Annotated in this window: 9 protein-coding genes and 1 pseudogene; 4 read left to right on the top strand and 6 right to left on the bottom strand. The window is 59.7% G+C overall.

All coding sequences use genetic code 11. The features are described 5' to 3' along the window. Nucleotides 1–143: 143 nt before the first annotated feature. The 3 genes from WCA85_RS14130 to WCA85_RS14120 all read right to left on the bottom strand — a co-directional run bounded on the left by WCA85_RS14130 (nucleotide 144) and on the right by WCA85_RS14120 (nucleotide 2,356). The gene (locus WCA85_RS14130) at nucleotides 144–911 is read right to left on the bottom strand and encodes a hypothetical protein (RefSeq protein WP_424064821.1); all 768 of its coding nucleotides are present in this window, start codon (nucleotides 909–911) and stop codon (nucleotides 144–146) included. A gap of 122 nt (nucleotides 912–1,033) precedes the next feature. Further along, a complete protein-coding gene (locus WCA85_RS14125; RefSeq protein ID WP_424064819.1) occupies nucleotides 1,034–1,567 on the bottom strand; it encodes a hypothetical protein in 534 nt (177 codons plus the stop codon). A 3-nt stretch (nucleotides 1,568–1,570) separates the two neighbouring features. Beyond that, nucleotides 1,571–2,356 (bottom strand): DUF2092 domain-containing protein, encoded by a 786-nt coding sequence (locus WCA85_RS14120; RefSeq protein ID WP_424064817.1) that lies wholly within the window; start codon nucleotides 2,354–2,356, stop codon nucleotides 1,571–1,573. 385 nt (nucleotides 2,357–2,741) lie between these two features. On the opposite strand from WCA85_RS14120, the gene WCA85_RS14115 reads away from it, so the two are divergent. Continuing rightward, nucleotides 2,742–3,839, top strand: coding sequence for an HAD family hydrolase (locus WCA85_RS14115; protein ID WP_424064815.1), 1,098 nt, complete (start codon nucleotides 2,742–2,744; stop codon nucleotides 3,837–3,839). Nucleotides 3,840–3,886: 47 nt separating this feature from the next. Here WCA85_RS14115 and WCA85_RS14110 read toward each other — a convergent pair whose 3' ends face one another. Continuing rightward, nucleotides 3,887–4,477 (bottom strand): TetR/AcrR family transcriptional regulator, encoded by a 591-nt coding sequence (locus WCA85_RS14110; protein ID WP_424064871.1) that lies wholly within the window; start codon nucleotides 4,475–4,477, stop codon nucleotides 3,887–3,889. Between the two features lie 46 nt (nucleotides 4,478–4,523). Here WCA85_RS14110 and WCA85_RS14105 point away from each other — a divergent pair. After that, nucleotides 4,524–4,718, top strand: a pseudogene (locus WCA85_RS14105) (porin); the annotation flags it as partial. A gap of 613 nt (nucleotides 4,719–5,331) precedes the next feature. Here WCA85_RS14105 and WCA85_RS14100 read toward each other — a convergent pair. Both WCA85_RS14100 and WCA85_RS14095 read right to left on the bottom strand, forming a co-directional pair. Beyond that, complete coding sequence (locus tag WCA85_RS14100) at nucleotides 5,332–5,919, bottom strand: BPSL1445 family SYLF domain-containing lipoprotein (protein ID WP_424064813.1); 588 nt, start codon at nucleotides 5,917–5,919, stop codon at nucleotides 5,332–5,334. Nucleotides 5,920–5,981: 62 nt separating this feature from the next. Then, nucleotides 5,982–6,767, bottom strand: a complete 786-nt coding sequence (locus WCA85_RS14095; RefSeq protein ID WP_424064811.1) for a transporter — start codon at nucleotides 6,765–6,767, stop codon at nucleotides 5,982–5,984. A 1,389-nt stretch (nucleotides 6,768–8,156) separates the two neighbouring features. Between WCA85_RS14095 and WCA85_RS14090 the strand changes: the two genes are divergently transcribed. Together WCA85_RS14090 and WCA85_RS14085 are read left to right on the top strand one after the other, a co-directional pair. Further along, nucleotides 8,157–18,356, top strand: a complete 10,200-nt coding sequence (locus WCA85_RS14090) for a YDG domain-containing protein (RefSeq protein ID WP_424064809.1) — start codon at nucleotides 8,157–8,159, stop codon at nucleotides 18,354–18,356. A 69-nt stretch (nucleotides 18,357–18,425) separates the two neighbouring features. Next, nucleotides 18,426–20,126: a ShlB/FhaC/HecB family hemolysin secretion/activation protein gene (locus WCA85_RS14085; protein ID WP_424064808.1), complete on the top strand. Its 1,701-nt coding sequence runs from the start codon at nucleotides 18,426–18,428 to the stop codon at nucleotides 20,124–20,126. The last annotated feature ends 247 nt before the right edge of the window (nucleotides 20,127–20,373 follow it).

Raw genomic sequence — 20,373 nt, 5'->3', positions numbered from 1 at the left:
ATTATTGCGCTTGCAATTTACCGAAGGGTATTTAATCCCATTCGCATGGAGCATGGTTCGCAAACCGTGGAATCGTCGCGCCGCTCGCGATCTTCTTAGGTCTTCGGGCTTGTCAGGCGGCTGACTTTTGCAGTCGAATCGGACTACGGTTTTGCCAGTGATTGCGCAGTGCTAATGAGATTTTGCGGTACGACCCGGATAATGCCGTTACGCGGGCTGTCGATATCCGCAATCAGCATAAATGAGAGAGATACCGTCATAGGCATGATCACCAGAAAGCGGTTTTTGGCCTTCGCATTTTTTACTCCGTAGCCGACTAGTATATTGCTGAATACGCCAATGACGAGCATCAATATCCAGGCAGCCAAGGGAATGCGGTTCCACCACGCCGCCTGCGTGTAGCCTTGCGTGTTGATCACGTCGTTCATGCCGGCGACCGCAAGTGCGGTGACAGGATTCGGTTGCGTGACGGCGCCGCCCTTGGCCGCAGCCCACAACTTGCCCTGCAGATCCTCAGTGGCGGCGTTGATCTGCTCGACCCGTTGGGTGTCACGCGTCTGATAGAACTCGATGCGCAACTCGAGATACTGAGTGAGGTCGGACCGGATTGCAGCGGCCTCGCTGGCCGGCAGAAGATCCGCACGGAGGTACTCGGTGCCGATTGCGTTGGCTTCTTCTTCCTCGTAATTCTTTCGCTGATCGTAGCGGCCCACTGCCATTGACAGGCTGAAGCCAATCACCAGCGCGAGCAGCGTCAAGGTGGCGGACTGAACAAGCTTGAAGTCGTCGCGTGCGTCCTCATCAATATGTAGGCGCGATCGCAGAGCCGCGCAGCCGATCCACGCGGCGAGTGACATCAGCACAAACGAAACAACGAACAGGATGATGGGATGTCTTATGAGTTGCTGCATACATCGCTCCCTTAAAAATCACGGAGCTCCGCCTTGGCAGCGAACCGTGCACCGACAGCAGCGAAAAAATTTTCAATGCCGGGGTCGCGAATGTGGCCGGAGCACGCCGACAACGCGGATCGTCAATACGGGGCATTGACAACGACGTATTGCGCACCCTGTGGCTGATACCAGCTACCCCCACATTGCTGATAAATCATGCCTCCATAGTTCACGGGCACGCAATTCGGCGGCACCGAACGCACGACCGACCCGACGATTGCCGAAGTGACTGCAACAGTCGCTGTGACGGCCGCCGCCGTTGCTATCGGATGATAGTCATTGTCCCAGCCGCCGTGGTGGTAATCGTTTCCGCCGTGGTGGTTATTGTTCGCGTTAACGTTGACGTTCCGGTTGACGTTAACGTTGTTCACGCTCGTGTTGCGGACGTTGCGAGTGCGGTTGTCGGCATGACTATCATTCAACCGGGCGCCGCCTCCGCCGGGACCACCCCCGCGTGCTCCCCCACCGCCGCCGTGCCCGCCCCCACCCCCGCCCCGCTCGATATGGCCACCGCCCCGTCCAGCTGCGTCGGCCAGTGGGGGCGTGCAAATTGAGGCGCATGCGGTCACGAGGATCGGGAGCACGACTTGATTTCGCCGAAGTGCGATTTTCATGGCCTACTCCTTTTGCGCGGCAACCGGGAGAATCTCGATCTTCTTCGAGCCCTCAGGCGGACGGAACGTGAACACGGAGTCCTTGAAAGTGGGCGACAGGGTCCAGTGGACGATCGAGACCGACTGCGGACGCGCATCGTCGTCTCGCCGCGTGATGACGAGCTTGCGCGGCAGAGGCTTCGGGCCTGTCGTGATCCAGAGCTGCCAGTCGATATCTTTTTGCCGGAACGCGTAGTGATCACACACGTCCGAGCCAATGTAGTCCTGGCCGGCGAACATGGCGGATTCGAAATCGTCGGTCGGCGCGTCGGGCGTGCCCCAGATGAAGAGGTCAGAAAGTGGGAATTCGACGCCGTAGCGCAAGCGGAGTTGCTCGATCAGCGCCCCGATATTGCCGTTGAACCCGACCGTCGAATAGTACTTCTGCTCCGGTGAATAGAGCCAGGCCGTCTTGCCGTCATAGAAGATCTCGTGTTCACTTCGCGCGCTTCGCATGGAAGCGCTAATCCGGTTGGGCCGGTCGACATCGAGCTGCGCGCTTGCGGTGTGCTGAAGTTTCTGACCGTCTTCAAGGACTCGTTCACCGGTCAGATCGATCGAAACGCTAAACCGTTTGAGCGATTGCAGGTAAGTCCCCATCTTCTGAAGCGCCTGAATGGCCGCTGGGTCCACCGGATTCGCCGGGGCACTCGCGGCGCTCGGCGCGCTGGCTGGCGCTGTTTGCGCCTCGGCGTATGGCAGGAGCATCGTCCCGGCCACCATGAAAATGGCTAAAACGCTTCTCTTCATTGTGTTCTCCCTACTTGTGAGAGAAAAGCCGCATAAAGCTGCCGGCGGTCGGCGGCTCGCGGTAATTCACAGGGTACTTGCCGAAGTTAATGTAGCGGTCATCCGGGCGGAAGGAAAGGAATGCGTCCGATATTGCCCAAAGGGGCAATCGTCTTGCCCCAAGTACCTATGGTTAGCGGTTGGCTTCTGTGCGAAAAATTCGTAACAACGAGCACGCGGCACGCATAAATAGCAATGCCGACCCTGATCCTCGAAGCGACTCGGGATATACGCCGTTCCCTGGAACAACGGGAACTGATAGTTCAATGGGGCTGTGCAACCCGTTGCGCCTGGTTGTCCAGAACGTTCCGCACGCGGCTTGATCACCCGAGATGAGAGGATAGCGATGCGCTTTACCGAACATCACACGTGGTCGCGGCGAGTGTTGCGTGGTTTCGTGGGCCTGATTGTTTGCGCATGCGCAGTACTGAGCGCCTGCGTGAGTCATGAAACGCCGTCGGCGGATACCTCGGCTGCGGCCACGCAACAGGCGCTTTCCAGAGAGCAATTGGTCGCGGCGCTGACGTCGTGGCAGGACGGCGCGGCACGTGCTGCGATTCTCAAGTTTGTCGGCGACGTGTCACGCGAGGGTTCCGCTACATACGTACCGCCCGAAGCACGCATCGCGGTGTTCGATAACGACGGCACGCTCTGGAGCGAGCAGCCCATACCGTTTCAGCTGTCATTCATGGTCGCGCAATTGAAGGCCGCCGCGCCGCAGCATCCAGAATGGCAACGCGATCCCGCCTTCAAGGCGCTTCTTGCACACGACACAGCAGCGCTCGCGCAAAACCGGAAGGCACTTCTGCAGATGATCGCGGTCGCCAACAGCGGCATGACAACTGACGAATATGACCAGTCGATCCGAACCTGGCTAGCCAGCGCCAGGCACCCCACACTCAACCGGCCTTATACCGAACTCGTGTATCGGCCACAACTCGAATTGCTCGATTTGCTTCGAGCGAACGGCTTCAGGATCTGGATCGTTTCCGGCGGCACCGCTGAGGTCATGCGTGTGTGGGTGACGCAAGCCTACGGTATCCCGCCCGATAGGGTAGTGGGCACGCAAGAGAAATTGAAGTACGAGGTTCGCAATGGCAAGTCCGTGCTCGTGCGCCAGCCCGGCTTCGATTTCATCGACGACGGTGCCGGAAAACCAGTGGGCATATTCCGTGCGATTGGCAGGCGCCCGATCCTCGCTTTTGGCAATTCCGATGGCGATCGGGAAATGCTGGAATACACGACGAGCGGCCCGGGCGAAACGCTTGGACTCCTGCTGCATCACGACGACCCCGGTCGGGAGTTTGCCTACGACCGGAAATCGTCATTAGCGCGACTCGACAAAGCATGGGATGAAGCCGTTTCGCGCGGCTGGATCGTCGTCAGCATGAAGCAGGACTGGAAGACGGTCTATCCCGCTCCGAAGGCAGGCGCGGCGCAATGAAAACTGTTAACCGACAACGAAGCCGGTGAGCACGCAGGAATGCCCGATCATCGCCCCGTGTCGGCGCGCGCACCGCTCGCATAAGAGGCGAGCATCTGTGAAAGCGCGTCCGTCATTTCGCTATCGTCGAGATGCAAGGGTCCCGGATCGTTTAGCGCGGCATTGATCATCGTGGCGATCACCACCTGAAATGCGATCCGCAACTGTACAAGCGCCTGCCTGTTCCGCTTGAGTTCCGGCAGACGCGTCATACGGCCGGCCACGTCGTCGACAAAACCTCTCGCGTACTCCTTGAACGGCTGCCAGCCGCCCGTCGTGTGATCGCGGCGCTGGATCGACGCGCGCAACACCCCGCGGTGTCGCAGATGCCACATGCGGACCGCATCGACGACGTCCCGCGCACATTCGTCCAGCGAGGGACGCAAGCCATCCTGCCTGTCCATCTGCGCAAGGAGGGTTTCCTTCAAACGAGCGGCGTCATCTAGCGCCAGGCGTTGCAGGGCGAGAAAGAACGCGTCCTTGCTATCGAAACGACGATAGAAAGCGCCCTTGGTCAGATTTGCCTGCCCGCACAGATCGTTGATGCTCAACGCTTCATAGCTGATGTCCGCGAGTAGGGCGCGACCGGCTTCCAGCAAGGCATCCGCCGAGCGCTGCCCGCTCCGATAGCGCGGCGAGAGCGGTAACGGCAATGCGACGCAGTTCCAGTTGCTGGCGGACTACAACCTGTCGATCGCAACCGATGTCTACATCGAAGGTGACTACTCGCTCTATCGGGGCGGATTGATCGGGGCGCAGTTGCAGGGATTCAACAACGTCGGCGCAGCGGCGACCTCGACGCAGCTCGCGATGATGGTCGGCTTGCGTCACGTGTTTTAGGAGGATCAAGCGCGCCACGTATAGGGACGAAAGCGTTGGCGCGTTTAAGCCGATCTGGAGTAACGGCGAGACTACGGAGAATGGACCCGGGATCTATTTAACTTTTCTCACCGCGTTTTCCGCCTGCCATTTGAGACGAGCGCAGTTGCTTTTGACGCGTGCAGCGAACTCCGTAGGGTTGGTGGCTGGCATCGCTCGAAGTTGCTCTGTCTGGCTAACTTCGCTATGCCATCCGCGATCCCACGATGCGTCGAAATCATTGGGTTCGGAGAGCATCGCCTTAAGCTTCGTTTTATATTGGGCTATGCGTTCGGTCGATACGCCGCAAAACTCATTCGCGAAGTGCGCTCTTTGGCCGGCCACCCTCGCGCTAGCACTGTCGGCTTCCTCTCGGGGCGAGGCCGGAGCGGCCAAAAAGACGCAAAGAACAAGCATTCCCGCCGCGATACGTCGCCCCCACGATGAATACGATTGCGGAACCATAATTTCCTCCGTACTGCTTCAGCAACCGGTTCCTTCTAACCGTGGGACGCGTCAATCTCGAGCCGGCCAGGCATAACGCGGGTCCCCGTACCCGCGCCTTCAAGTCAGGGTTTGGGCAACGGGTGATGACTTAAATACTGAGGCGCGTGATCTTCGCGCCGCCGAGTGACAGATCGCCCATCAGGCCGCTGTTGGTCACGATGAACACTTCGACAGGTTTCGTGGCCGTGGTCGTGTCAACGGAGCCATTGGCACCGAGTTTTACGAGTGCAACCGAGGCGTCGCCACCGGCCGACCAGCCGTCTGCGTTGCGGAATTTATCGAGGGCTTCCTGTGTCATGAAGACATAGATCACTGCCTTTGACTGGATGCCGAGCGTCGCGCCAACCGAGAGCGAAGTGGTGCTGTAATACCCGGCCGTGCTGCCGTCAACACGTAAAGCGCCGTCGCCGTGTTCTCCGCCAATGGCGACGCCCGCCTGCACCACGGATGGAAATACGAGGACTCCGCGTGCCTTGCCGACCAGTTCATGCGAACCGGGCACAGTTTGGTAGAGACGCGAAAGCGCCCCATCAACGCTTGCATCGATCGACTGTCGGCGTGAGTCGTTGGTCGCTGCGGAAGGAGGCGCGTTCGAGGTCGTGGTGCAGCCGGCAACCATCACCCCTGTCAGCGCGACGATCATTGACGAGTTCAGAATGAAGCGGCGTACTTTCATCATTTTCTCCAGGAGGAGTTAAGTCATTTCGGGAAAAGCAGCGTGACCACAAGGCGTGCGCCTCATCCGTGTGGTCCGGAATCCGGGCTAGCCGCCCAGTAACGCACGCCCCCGCCAATGCTGATTGGCTGTTGGCCGAGTTTGAGCAGCTTGCTTACGGTTGCATTGATCGGCGTCGACCATTGGTGATGCTCCCAGTCGTACGTCGATTCGGTGTTCAGACCGAATGTCCACGCGTCCTTCGTCGTGTAGTTGAGAAAAGGTTGCAAAAACGTCGCACTGACGCCGGAGCGGTTTCCGTCGCCGGCAAATGACCATATATGGTTGGCGAGCGCGCCATAGGTCCAGCCGTTGGCTTGCCAGAGCAGAACGGGCGTCGGGCCGGCGCCCCATTTTTCGGCGCCAAGCAGCGGGTCAGTATCGGTGGGCAACAGCAGCGCGGGGCCCACTCCCCAGATCAGTCCGTTAGCGGTCGGCGTCGATGGTGAAAAGAACAGACTCTGGACGATGTCACCCAGCCCGGTGTGCGAGCCTGAGCCCGGCGCAATGTTGTTTTGCGAAACCACCGGCACGATAGTGCGGGAGATAAGGTTCCAGTCGTCGTTGAGGCGGAACGGGATAACGGGCTGAAAATTCAGGAGGTATTTATAGCCGTCCCGGTTCGGACCGACACTTCCATCGTAGTTGAACTGGAAGGGTACGCTGATAAGCGCGGCGACAGGATTACTCAATTGCTTGGCGAGATCCTCATCACTTTGTGAGAACGCGGGCGAAGGCGTGATGATTAACCCCAGGTAACATATCAGTCGATCAGGAATCCTACGAGCGCTAGCCATCGCATTTTCCATGACGTGGGTGACCTGGACGTAACAACGTGGTGGTCGGTTGGCATGCGCAGCAGATTTTGCCGAAATCGGCACGGACCGGGAACGTTCGTCGACGGGACCATGGTTAGAGGTACCATGAATGGACGCGGCGTCTCTTCCATTGGGCGCTCGTTCAATTGCCGGCCTAGTCTGTTATCGAAGCGCCTACGAGTCCATAGGTACTTGGTGCAAGAGATTGCCCCTTCGGGCAAGGTTTTGGTTTATGGATATCGCGCGGTTAGCATTGCATCGTTCTTCCTGTTTTTTACTTTCTTAGATGATTAGCCGAATTATTTCAAAAATAGAAACGCCGCCATGCTTTCAGCGGTACCGAAACACCTTAATAGGTCGAGAACCACTCGGCTGGTCTTTAGTAATTCGGGCGAATCGTGTGGACTTAGACACGCAATTGCGCATCGCCACACGAACGTGTGTATCGGCGATGGAAAAGGAAGTCAATATGACCGGGGGCAATAACTACGTTCTTGCTGCCCGCACAGACTCGTTGCGAATAGCCTTGTTCCAGACGGCTTCCACTAAGGATCGTCAGCGAGGAGGCGGTGAACAACGTTCACGCATGCTGACCGGGTTGGCAATGAATGGGTAAATCTTTCCCGTTATCGAGCGGAAAATGTCAGTCCGAGCATCTGGCGGGATGTGGCTTTGAGTGCACTGCATCAAAAGCTCGGCCCGGTTTTTGTCTGGATGCAATTAGCATTAGCCCACGACCCTGTATTTTAGGCCTCGTGAGCGGTGGCGCGGTTAGGAGTGGTCACGACATGAAGTCGTTAAGAAATATTGTGTAATCTAATGAATAGGACGTCTATACTGGTTTGGCGCATCTTCGTAATTCGTTAAAAATTTCACCGCAATCGCATCCGCGTTCAGGTATTCAGGAAATACTGATGGGGTACGCGCCGTAGGTGACAGCGGGGATTGGTCTTCATTTATCGACTCCGATCTGAGGTTGCTAACGTCAATGCAGATCACGCTCCGGTCATCGAACGCCTCTAACTGCCCCTCGCCGCGAAGCCACGTGCTCGCATTAGCGCCGGTAATTCTGTCCGGCGACGCAGGCGCAGCAGCGGTTGATCAATACTCCGCCAGTGAAGCCGGCAATGTCCCAGTCACGACTGACGCACTGGTCAGCCCGATTGCGTTGAGCGCACCTGGGCTGATGCGGCCTTGCATCCCAGATCTCCAGGCGGTGGAATTATGAAGGACTACTACCTTCAGTGCCGAAGCCGCGCCGTTCAACAATGTGCCGATGTGTCTGCACAGGCGGCCCGAAGCATGGGCGGAATGACGGGTTGCATTGCGCGAACGTGCAATCACGCCTTTGGGGTTTTACTTCTGGCGACGTCGTTAGGCATGCCAGGGTTGGCACTTGCGGCGGGACCAAGCGGCGGTCAGATCACTTCTGGCGTGGGTAGTATCCGCCAATCGGGAGCAACCACCACCATCCAGCAGACCAGTCCGACGCTGCAGTTGAACTGGCAAAGCTTCAATATTGGTAGTGGCCAGACTGTCGATTTTGTCCAGCCAGGCGCAAGCGCCATCGCGGTCAATCGCATACTCGGCAGCACGCCTAGCCAGATCTTCGGGCGCCTTAACGCCAACGGGCAAGTTTGGCTGATCAATCCAAACGGCGTCCTGTTCGGCCCCACCGCGCAAGTGAACGTTGGCGGACTTGTGGCATCCACGCTGGATGTTGACGCCAACAGCCTCAACAGCAGCAGTCGCAGCTTCAGCGGACAGGGCAAAGGCAGCATCGTCAACCAGGGGACGATCAAGGCAACGGATGGCGGCTATATTGCCCTGGTGGGCAATCAGGTCTCCAACCAGGGGACGATTAGCGCCAGGCTTGGCACAGTCGCGCTCGCCGGTGGCAGCGCCGTTACCCTGACATTTGACGGCTCCCGACTCGTCCACATTCAGGTGGACCAAAGCACCTTAAACAATCTTGCGGATAATCATCAGCTACTGATCGCCGACGGCGGTCAGGTCATCATGACCGCTGGGGCGAAAGATTCCTTGCTAGCCAGTGCAGTTAACAACACGGGCAAGGTGCGGGCACAGACAGTCGATAACCAGCACGGCACGATCACCTTGCTGGGTGGCATGCAGGCGGGAACAGTTAGCGTCGGCGGCACACTGGACGCAAGTGCCCCCGCGGGTGGAAACGGCGGCACTATCGAGACCTCTGCGGCGTATTTCAGGCTTGCACCTGGTACCCAGATTACCGCGGCCGCGCGCTACGGCCTTGCGGGCACATGGCTCGTCGATCCAATTGATCTGACTATCGACGCCGCCGCTGCCACCGCAATTTCGACCGCGTTGCAGGGCGGCACGAACGTAACCGAGCAGACCACTGCCGAGGGCGCATCGGGCTATGGCGTGCAGACTGCGGGTGCCGGCGATATCAACGTCAACTCGGCAATCAGCTGGACCAATCGGGCCGCTAACCTGACGCTCGACGCGCTCAATGCGATCAACGTCAATGCGTCGGTCAGCGGGGCGGGGACGGTAACCATGCAGGCGGCGGGGGCGAACCTGACGATCGCCGCAGGTGCCTCCATTGTGGGCGGCACTGGGGTCGTGCTGGCCACCGCTGGCAACTTCGTGAACAACGCCGGGAGTTCGGCCGTCAGCACAGGGACGTCATCGCCCTGGCTGATCTATTCGACCAATCCCACTCAGGATGCGGCTGGGGGGCTCACACCGTCGTTTATTCAGTACAACGCGCCATATCCTGCCGCGCCAGTTGCATCAGGAAATGGCTTTCTCTATAGCCTCGCGCCCACTGTAACCCTTACCGGATTAACAGGTAGCGTGACCAAGGTCTACGACGGCACCACCGATGCCGCATTGACGGGCGCAAACCTGGTGACGACGGGACTCGTCAACGGCAACATAGTCAGCAAAGCGACGGGCACCTATGCCTCGGCCAATGCGGGTTCGGATATTGAAGTGACGTCGCCGACCTCGATTGCGAACGTCACCTTTACCGATGCGACCGGCACTATCCCCGTGTATGGGTACAAGGCAGCAGGCTCACCAGCCACTGCCGCCATCGGCACTATCACGCCCGCGCCGCTGACGGCCACCGTCGTCAACGACCCAACCAAGGTCTACGACGGCAGCACATCGGCGGCGCTTACGTCCAGCAACTACGGCTTCACCGGATTCGTCAGCGGACAGGGTGCCACAGTCAACGAGGCCAGTTCCGTTACGTATTCCAGCGCTAATGCAGGCAGCTCGATCCCCGTCAATGCCACGTTCACCCCGACCAACTTTGTTGCCAACAGCGGCACCAACCTCGCCAATTACATCCTCCCGACCTCAGCCACAGGACTTGGCACCATCACGCCCGCGCCGTTAGTCCTTGACGGGCTGATTGCAAACAATAAGGTCTACGACGGAACGCGGGCCGCCACGCTCAATGTCAATGGGGCATCGCTATTTGGTGTGATCAGTACGGACGCCGGGCAAGTGACACTGAATTCGTCAGCTGGGGCGGGCACGTTCGTGACACCCAATGTGGGCACGGGTATCGTCGTGCTGGCCAGCGGATTCACGCTCACGGGAGCCAAGGCATCCAACTACCAGATCAGTCCTCCGCTGTACCTTGCGGCGGATATCACGCCAAAACTGCTCACAATTACCGGCGTCACGGCCAACGACAAGGTGTACGACGCCACCACGACGGCCAGCCTCAATGTTGGGAGCGCCAATCTTTCGGGTCTCGTAGCGTCGGACAGCGGCAACGTCACGCTCTCGACTACAGGCGCCACGGGAACCTTCAGCCAGTCGAACGTTGGCAATAACCTTGCCGTATCGGCCAACGGATTTACGCTCGCTGGATCGGCGGCGGGCAATTACACGGTGGCAGGACTGTCTGGCGTAACCGCCAACATCACGCCGGCCCCGTTGACGATCCAGTTCGCGGGCGATCCGGAAAAAACTTACGACGGCAGCACGACCTCCACCCCGACCCAGGCCAACTACTCCATCTCGGGATTCGTGGGCGGGCAGAGTGCCACCATTTCCCAGACCTCGTCGACCTATGCGACCGCAAACGCTGGGACCGGCATTCCGGTCACGGCGACGCTGACGGCTTCGGATTTCACGCCGGCGACGGGTACATCGATGTCGAACTACAGCTTTCCGACCAGTGTTTCCAGTCCCAACGGCATCATTGATCCCGCGCCGATCGTGGTCAATATTGTCAATAACCCCACCAAGCTTTACGACTCCACGACGACGGCCACACTCGGACCTGATAACTACGATGTCGTTGGCGCTATTCCAGGCGAGACGGTCAACCTGAGTCCCGCTCCCGCGACGGGCAACTATGCGTCGGCCAATGTCGGATTTCAGGGAGTCAGTACCACCTTGACACCCGGTAACTTCACGGCCGGCCTGGGTACGCTGCTTTCCAACTATGCACTGCCCACTACGGCCGTTGGTCTCGGCACCATTGTGCCGATGCCTCTTAGCGGCACCTTGAGCGCAGCGATCACCAACAATCCATCGAAGACCTACGATGGCACGACCGTCGCCACCATCGCAGCGGGTGACTTCACGCTGTCGGGTTTCCAGGGGACCGACAGCGCTAGCGTGTCGCACACCATCACCGGTCAGTACGCCACCAAGAATGTTGGCTCGCAGCCTGTCTCCGCCACGCTGAACATGTCGGACGTGACGGGCGGTCCAGGCACGAACCTGAGCAACTACACGTTCCCGGTAACCGCCTATGGCATGGGCACGATCATTCCGGCAACGCTGATCGTCACCATCATCAATAACCCGACCAAAGTCTACGACGGACTCACCACGGCGAGGCTCAATAGCTCCAACTTCCAGATTAATGGCTTCGTGAGCGGCGAGGGCGCGACGATCACCCCCACGACACAATTCAACTATGCGACCGCCAATGCCGGCAGCACGACCGTCAGTGGCCAACTGGTCCCGGGCAACTATGCAGCCAACAGCAACACCTTGCTCAGCAACTACACCCTGGCAACAACCGCTGCGGGTCCTGGCACCATCACGCCGGCGCCGCTGTACGTGATCAATACGTACGCGACCAACAAGGTCTACGACACGACGACCAGCGATACGCTCAACGTGAGCACCGCTGCATTGTCGGGGCTGGTATCGACGGATGCGGGCAAGGTGACCCTCAACACGTCGACCACCGGCACGTTTGCCCAGTCCAACGTCGGCAACAATATCGGCGTCACGGCGAGCGGATTCAGCATTTCGGGCAGTGCGGCCGCCAATTACGCGCTGCAGCCGATCACCGGACTATTGGCCAATATCACACCGGCCACGCTGCTTGTTCTCGGCGCGGTGGCAAACGACAAGGTGTATGACGGCACGACCGCCGCGACGATCAATAGCAGCGGCGCGACGATCTCAGGCGTGCTGGGCAGCGACAACGTGACCTTGACCTCGACGGGCGCGACGGGCGAGTTCGTTACGGCCAACGCGGGCAACAGTCTGCAGGTCATCGCGAACGGATTCACCGTCGGCGGCGCGCAGGCGGGCAACTACACCGTTTCGCAACCCTCGAACCTGCTGGCCAATATCACACCCGCGCCATTGTCTGTGGTCATCAGCGGTAACCCGGTCAAGGCATATGACGGAACGACCTCGGTGTCGCTCGGTGCATCTGACTTCACGATCACCGGCTTCGTAGGCACCCAAAGCGCCACCGTCAACCAGGCAGCGACGAGCAGTTACCTGTCGCCTAATGTCGGCGCGAACGTAGGTATCTCAGCCACGCTGGAACCTTCAGACTATGCGTCGCCACTGGGCACCAACCTCTCGAACTACCTGTTGCCCACCACGGCCACCGGCATTCACGGTGAGATCACGGCGGCAGTCATCAACCTCACCGGTACCCGAGTCTACGACGCCACGCCCAACGCCGATGCGAGCCTGTTCAGTACCGGAGGTCTCGTCAATGGTGTCAATGGTCAGACACTGGAGTTGAGTGGGGTTGGCACACTTCCGGGCAAGAACGTTGGCGCCAGGGTTCCGTTAAGCAGTCTGGGGACGTTGACGTTAGCTGATGGCACGGGGCTCGCCGGCAACTACACGCTGGTAGGGGGCACCGACTGGGTCACGATTACGCCAGCGATGCTAAGCGTCCTCAATACCACCGCCAGCAACAAGGTGTATGACGGCACCACTGCCGCTGCCTTGCAGAATGCGTTGCTCTATGGCGTGATTGGAAGCGACGATGTGGTGCTTGGCAATGCAACAACCGGCACGTTCAACAACAAGAACGTCGGCACCAATAAGCCGGTCTCGACCCAGATGACCATCTCGGGGACCGATGCAGGCAACTACAGGCTGGCTCAACCGGACGGCATCGTGGCCGACATTACGGCGCTTGCCATTACGGTCGGGGCCACCGGCATCAACAAGGTCTACGACGGCACGACGACCGCGCGGGTCTCGATGAGCAGCCCCGGCGTGGTAGCAGGCGACAACGTGACCTTTACCGACACGTCCGCGAATTTTGCCCAGTCCGACGTCGGCAACGCTATTCCGGTCACCGTTCTGGGTATCGGCGCGACGGGCAGCGACGCAGGCAACTATACGCTGCTGAACAGCACGGCAACGACTGCGGCTAACATCACCCCGTTCGTTTTGAACCTCACCGGCAGCCGCGTATACGACACCACACCTAATGCGGCGGCGACCCTGTTTGGGTCAAGCGGAACGTTGGCGGGTGCCAATGGCGAGACGCTGACGCTGACGGGCACGGGCCAACTGGTCGACAAGAACGTAGGCACGCAGAAGCCTTTCGCCACGAATGGACTGAGTGGATTCACGCTGACCGGGGACGGCTCAGCCAAGGCGAGCAACTATACGCTGAGTGGTGGAACGGATTGGGTCACCGTTACGCCCGCTACCTTGACGGTGACGGGCACATTTGCCGACAACAAGGTCTATGACGGCACCACTAACGCGGCGCTGCATGGCGCCACGCTAAACGGCGTACTCGGTTCGGATGACGTGACGCTGACCGACGACACGCTGGGCCAATTCAACACAAAAGATGTTGGGACCACCAAGCCGGTCACCACGAGTATGACCGTAACGGGAACGGACGCCGGCAATTACACGGTCGTCCAGCCCAGCGGGATCACTGCGGATATCTTCGCGCTAGGCATCACGGTGGCAGCCGCCGGTGTCGACAAGATCTATGACGGCACGACTACGGCCACCGTCAACCTGAGCAGTGCCGGTGTGGTTGCGGGCGACAACGTGACGTTCACCAACACCTCGGCCAATTTCGCGCAGGCCAATGTTGGTACCGCCATACCGGTGACGGTGTTGGGCATCGGTGCGACGGGCACCGATGCGGGCAACTATACGTTGCTCAACAGCACGGCGATGACCGCCGCGAACATCAACCCCTACGTGCTGAGTCTCCAGGGTACACGCGTCTATGACGCGACCACCGGCGCCGCGGCGAACCTCTTTGGTACGAGCGGCGTACTCACCGGCGTCAACGGCGAAACGGTAACGCTGGGCGGCTCTGGCACGCTTTCGACGAAGAACGTCGGTACGCAGCAGCCGTTCGCGACAGGCGGTCTCGGTGGCTACACGCTGACTGGCAATAATGGGGCGCTTGGCAGCAACTACACGCTGACCGGGGGCACTGACTGGGTCACCATCACACCGGCCATGCTCACGGTCACGGGGACCACGGTGAATACGAAGGTCTATGACGCCACGACGAGTGCCACGCTGAGCGGCGCGACGCTCTCCGGGATTCTCCTGTCTGACACTGTCACGCTTGGTAACGACACGAGCGGCACGTTCGCCGACAAGAACGTGGGAACCGGCAAGTCCGTCACGCCTGCAACAATGACCATCAGCGGGACCGACGCAGGCAATTACACCCTCGTTCAGCCCGCGGGCCTGACGGGAACCATCACCCAGCGTCCCATTACCGTCGGCGCGACCGGACAGGACAAGACCTACGACGCCACGACTACTGCGACCGCAACGCTCGCCAGCACCGGCGTGCTTTCGGGCGACACCGTGAACTTCAACTATGGCGCGGCCAACTTCAGCACGCCCAACGCCGGGACAGGTATTAGCGTCCTCGTCACCGGTATAAGCGGCAGTGGTACCGATGCGGGCAACTATTCGTTCAATAGCACGGCGACGACGTTGGCCAATATTCTGCCGGCAGTGCTCAATCTCACTGGCACGCGTGTGTACGACGGCAGCACCAACGCGAACGCAGGCCTGTTCGGCAACAACGGTGTGCTGACGGGCGTCAATGGCGAAACGCTCACGCTGAGCGGCACAGGGACGCTGTCGTCGAAGAACGTCAGCACGCAGATCCCGTTCGCAACCAACGGTCTTGGCGGATTTACGCTTAGCGGCAACGGCGCGGCACTGGCGAGCAACTACACGTTTGCCGGCGGAATCGACTGGGTCACCATTACTCCGTTGTCGATCACGGTCAGTGCAACCGGACAGAACAAGACCTATGACGGCACGACCGCTGCGACCGTGACGCTCGGCAGCAGTGGCGTCGTCTCGGGCGACACGCTGACCTTTAACTACGGGGCCGCCAACTTCAACACGCCCAATGCCGGGATAGCCATTCCCATTGCTGTGAGCGGCATCACCAGTAGCGGCACGGATGCCGGCGACTACACGGTGAATACGACCGCTACGACCAGCGCCAACATCAATCCGGCTATTCTTGACCTGACCGGCACCCGGGTCTACGACGGCACCACCAATGCGAATGCCAGTCTCTTCGGCACTAACGGTGTGCTTGCGGGCGTCAATGGCGAAACGCTGACGCTAGGTGGCGCAGGCACACTCGTGAGCAAAAACGTGAATACCGCCCAGCCCTTCACGCCGGCTGGCCGCGTTGGTTTCACCTTGACGGGTAACGGCTCCGCACTCGCCAGCAATTACACCTTCGTGGGCGGCATCGACTGGGTTGCCATCACGCCCAGGACTTTGACCGTCACCGCCGTCGGGCAGAACAAGACCTACGACGGCACGACGGTGGCGCAACTCAGCAGCCTGAACGTGACCGGCCTCGTAGCGGGCGACAGCGCAACGCTGGGTTACGGCGCAGCCACGTTTAGTTCGCCGAATGTCGGCACGGCCATTCCGATCACGGTAACGGGCATCAGCGGCAGCGGTTCGGACATTGCAAACTACACGTTCGCTGGCACGACGACCACCAGTGCGAACATCATCGCGGCTATCCTCAGCCTCACCGGTACCCGCACTTACGACGGCACCACCAGCGCCAACGCCAACCTGTTTGGCAACAACGGTGTGCTGACTGGTGTGAACGGCGAAACGCTCACACTGGGTGGCGCCGGCACGCTCTCCACGAAGAACGCCGGTAACCAGCAGCCGTTTGCCGCAAACGGCCTCAACGGATTCACGCTAACGGGCAACGGCAGCGCGCTGGCGAGCAACTACACCTTTGCCGGCGGTATCGACTGGGTCACCATTACCCCGCTCGCGATTACCCTCACGGCCACCGGACAGGACAAGACCTACGATGGCACCACAACCGCACAGGTCACGCTCGGGGAGAGCGGTGTGCTGACCGGTGACAACGTCGCATTCCACTACACGGCAGCCAACTTCAACACACCCAACGTCGGCACTGCCATCCCGATCGCGGTCACGGGCATCACCGATAGCGGCGCGGATGCCGGCAACTACAGTTTCACGAACACTGCGGCGACGAATGCCGATATCAACCCCGCAATTCTCAATCTGACCGGCGCCCGGCAATACGACGGCACAACCAGTGCGGCGCCTGGCCTGTTTGGAAACAACGGTGTCCTTACCGGTGTGAACGGCGAAAAGCTTACGCTCGGCGGCACCGGTACGCTGTCGTCCAGAAACGTCGGCACCCAGGTCCCGTTTGCGGCCAACGGCCTCAGCGGCTTCACACTCACTGGCAACGGCTCAGCGCAGGCCAGCAATTACACCTTCGCTGGGGGCGTCGACTGGGTCACGATCACGCCGGCTCCGCTGACGCTCATCACGACGGCACAGAGCAAGACGTATGACGGCACGACAACGGCACAAATTAGCGGGCTGACGATCGAGGGTCTGCTGCCCGGCGATTCCGCCAACTTCACCTATACGGGGGCTAACTTCATTACCCCGAACGCAGGTAACAACATCCCAGTGGTGGTGTCGGGCATCGCGGGTGTAGGTAGCGATCTCGGCAATTACACGTTCAACACCACGACGTTGACCCGTGCGGACATTACTCCGTTCGTCCTGAACCTCACGGGTGGCCGTAGTTATGACGGTACGAATCAGGCGGCGGGAAGTCTGTTTGGAAGCAGCGGTGTGTTGACAGGCGTGAGCGGCCAGTCGCTGACTCTCACCGGATCGGGCACGCTCACCACCAAAAACGTTGGGCAGCAGCAACCGTTCGCGACCGGTGGACTCGGTGGCTTCACGTTGACTGGCAATGGCTCGGCGCTGGCCAGCAACTATACGTTGATTGGTGGCGTCGACTGGGTGAGCATCACGCCGCTGGCCGTGACGGTGACACCAACGGGCCAGGACAAGGTTTACGACAGTACTACCGCTGCCACCGTCGCGCTGGGAAGTGCCGGCATCATTGCTGGTGACAACGTGACGTTTTCAGACACAGGTGCCAACTTTGTGACGCCCAATGCCGGCAATGGCATCCATATCATCGTCACCGGAATCAGCGAGGCGGGGACCGACGCAGGCAACTATACGTACAACAACGTCGGATTCACTTCCGCCAACATCGCACCCGCCGTCCTCAATCTGAACGGCGCCAGAGTGTATGACGCCAATACGGATGCAACGGCGAGCCTGTTTGGTGCCAATGGCGTGCTGCAAGGCGTGAATGGCCAGACGCTGACGCTCGGCGGAGTCGGAACCTTGTCCAGCAAGAACGTCGGCAACGAAAGAGCGTTCGCACCGACGGGGCTCAATGGCTTCACATTGACCGGCAATGGCACTGCGCAGGCCAGCAACTACACGTTGGCCGGTGGCACGGACTGGGTCACGATCACGCCGGCAACCCTCGAAGTGATCGGGACACAGGCGACCAACCGCGTCTACAACGGCAGCAGTGACGACAATCTGATTGGTGCAACACTGTCCGGCGTACTCGGCAACGACAGTGTGTCGCTGGGCAACTACACGCTGGGCATGTTCGATAACCCGAACGTAGGCAAGGACAAGCCCGTGAGCACCGGCATGACGGTCAGCGGAACAGACGCGGGCAACTATATTCTGGTGCAGCCAGGCGGACTGAGCGCCGACATCATCGCACCGGTGACACCCGTGCCTCCGGGCGCGCTCGCGAGCGCACAGGCGCTGGTGGGCGCGGACGATCTGTCCACACCATACGGCACCGCCTCGCCGACTGCTGAGGGCAATTACAGCGGTAACCAGAAGCAGGAGGACAAGCCCGTGGAGCGCAACCGGGCGCGTTCGGACTTCCGCTCGGGGCTCTCCCTCATGGTGATCGACGGAGGAGTCAAACTGCCTTCCAACTAGCGCATATCGTTGAAAGGACAACAAAGCACGCTTACTGGCGCGTCCAACACTATCTTTAGACTGGCGAACATGACCTCGATTCGCTCATACGCCGTACGGATAACGCAGCTGTGCCTGGTCATCGCAATCTCTATCGCCGTCGGCGCCGCGTTCGCGCAGGTGCGGGTTACCCCGCTGCCCGACAGCGGCCAGCTGCTCCAGCAGGTCCCGCAGCCGTCCACACTGCCGCCTTCGTCAAACCTGGGTCTCACGATCGAACAGCAGAAACCAGGCCTGGCAGACAATACGACGACATTCCCTGTTCGCACCATCGAGATCACGGGCAACACCGAGTTGCCCACTGAAATGCTGCACGCGCTGGTGGCCTCCAGTGAGGGCAAGAACCTGACGCTGAACGACGTCAATGAATTAGCCGACCGCATTAGCGACGCCTATCACAAGAAGGGATTTCCGTTGGCGACAGCGTATGTGCCGGCGCAGACGATCAAGGATGGTGTCGTACGTATCGACGTGGCCGAAGCGCGTTACGGCGCGGTGACGCTGAATAACCAGAGCAGCGTGTCCGAACGGATACTGAATGCCACGCTCGCGGCGCTGCAATCGGGGCAGCCCATTACCGATTTCACACTTGAACGTACGCTGCTTCTGCTATCCGACATTCCAGGCGCGATTGCCAGTTCCACACTGAAACCTGGGCAAGAAGTCGGCACGTCCGACCTGCTGGTCGATATCGCTGCCCAGCCTCGTTACACGGGCGAGGTCGGCATGGATAACGCCACCAACAAATACACCGGAGCCCTGCGCGGCGACGCCAACTTCAACGTCAATGGGCTGTTTCATCAGGGCGATCTGCTGGACCTGAACGCGCTCACGTCGGGCCACGGCATGAACTACGGGCGCATCGGCTATCAATACCTGCTCAACGGGCAGGGCACGACGCTTGGCGCATCCATTTCCGGGCTCGACTATCACCTCGGCGACGACCTCTCTGATCTGGGCGCACATGGTACGGCCACGGTCATGAGCGCGGTCCTGTCGCACCCGCTGATTCGCAACACGATGGGTAACCTCTACGGCCAGATCGAATTCGATCACCGCAAGCTCAACGACTATATCGATGTGATCGGGCTCGAAAACGATCGGCACACCAATAGCGGGACGGCATCGCTTGCCGGCGACGAAATAGACTCGACCGGGGTGGTCAACATGCGTGTGGCAGTAACCTACGGCATTCTTTCTGCCAACAATCCGCAAACCGACTATATCGACAACCTGGGTGCGCAGACAGCAGGGCATTACGCCAAATTCGCACTCTCGCTGTCTCGGCTGCAACAGATCACGCAGGCCGACGCGTTCTATTTCGGGTTCTCCGGGCAGACTGCGAGCAAGAATCTCGATACGTCCGAGCAGTTCTATCTGGGTGGACCGGATAGTGTGCGGGGCTACGATGTGGGCATTCTGTCGGGCTCGCAGGGTTATCTCGCCACGGTCGAGTTGCGTCACGATATGACCTTCCAGAAACTTCCGGGACTCTGGGAATTTGCCGGCTTCGTCGACAGCGGCTGGGTGCAGCAATTCAAGGACACCTTCGTTCCGGGGCCCAACACAGGCCAGTTGAACAGTGCTGGTGCACGTTTGCAGTGGAATGGGCCTTACAGCTTGATGATCAATGTCAGCGTGGCTGTGCCGTTCGGGAGAACGCCCGAGTTGCTCGCGGCCAATGCGAACACCTCGGCGCATTTCTGGTTCTTGCTGCGCAAGGGATTCTAGAGACGATCAAAGCGCGTTGCCCCAATCCCCTATAGCTTTGCGCCCGTGAATATGCGAAAAAACCGGTCGGCAATCTGGAAGCGAGGGCGATATCGAGGGGCAGCGTGCCGGCTTGCCTGCTCGTCGCGCATTGATCAGCTTTCGTTGACCGTTAGTTAGCGTAGGTGCCATACGAGATGTCTGCTCGATGGGATGAAGATGCTAATGTCCGGAAATATCGATCGATGCGCTCGTCGCCTCGCCGCCA

Origin of the sequence: Paraburkholderia sp. (genome assembly GCF_049581445.1) — a bacterium.
GTDB lineage: Bacteria > Pseudomonadota > Gammaproteobacteria > Burkholderiales > Burkholderiaceae > Paraburkholderia.
This window is presented reverse-complemented; position numbering and strand designations above follow the sequence as displayed.

Excerpts from the sequence above, each read along its gene's own strand:
- WCA85_RS14100 (WP_424064813.1), bottom strand. The coding sequence starts at position 5,919 with ATGAAAGTACGCCGCTTCATTCTGAACTCGTCAATGATCGTCGCGCTG.
- WCA85_RS14115 (WP_424064815.1), top strand. The coding sequence starts at position 2,742 with ATGCGCTTTACCGAACATCACACGTGGTCGCGGCGAGTGTTGCGTGGT.
- WCA85_RS14120 (WP_424064817.1), bottom strand. The coding sequence starts at position 2,356 with ATGAAGAGAAGCGTTTTAGCCATTTTCATGGTGGCCGGGACGATGCTC.
- WCA85_RS14095 (WP_424064811.1), bottom strand. The coding sequence starts at position 6,767 with ATGGAAAATGCGATGGCTAGCGCTCGTAGGATTCCTGATCGACTGATA.
- WCA85_RS14130 (WP_424064821.1), bottom strand. The coding sequence starts at position 911 with ATGCAGCAACTCATAAGACATCCCATCATCCTGTTCGTTGTTTCGTTT.
- WCA85_RS14090 (WP_424064809.1), top strand. The coding sequence starts at position 8,157 with ATGCCAGGGTTGGCACTTGCGGCGGGACCAAGCGGCGGTCAGATCACT.
- WCA85_RS14085 (WP_424064808.1), top strand. The coding sequence starts at position 18,426 with ATGACCTCGATTCGCTCATACGCCGTACGGATAACGCAGCTGTGCCTG.
- WCA85_RS14125 (WP_424064819.1), bottom strand. The coding sequence starts at position 1,567 with ATGAAAATCGCACTTCGGCGAAATCAAGTCGTGCTCCCGATCCTCGTG.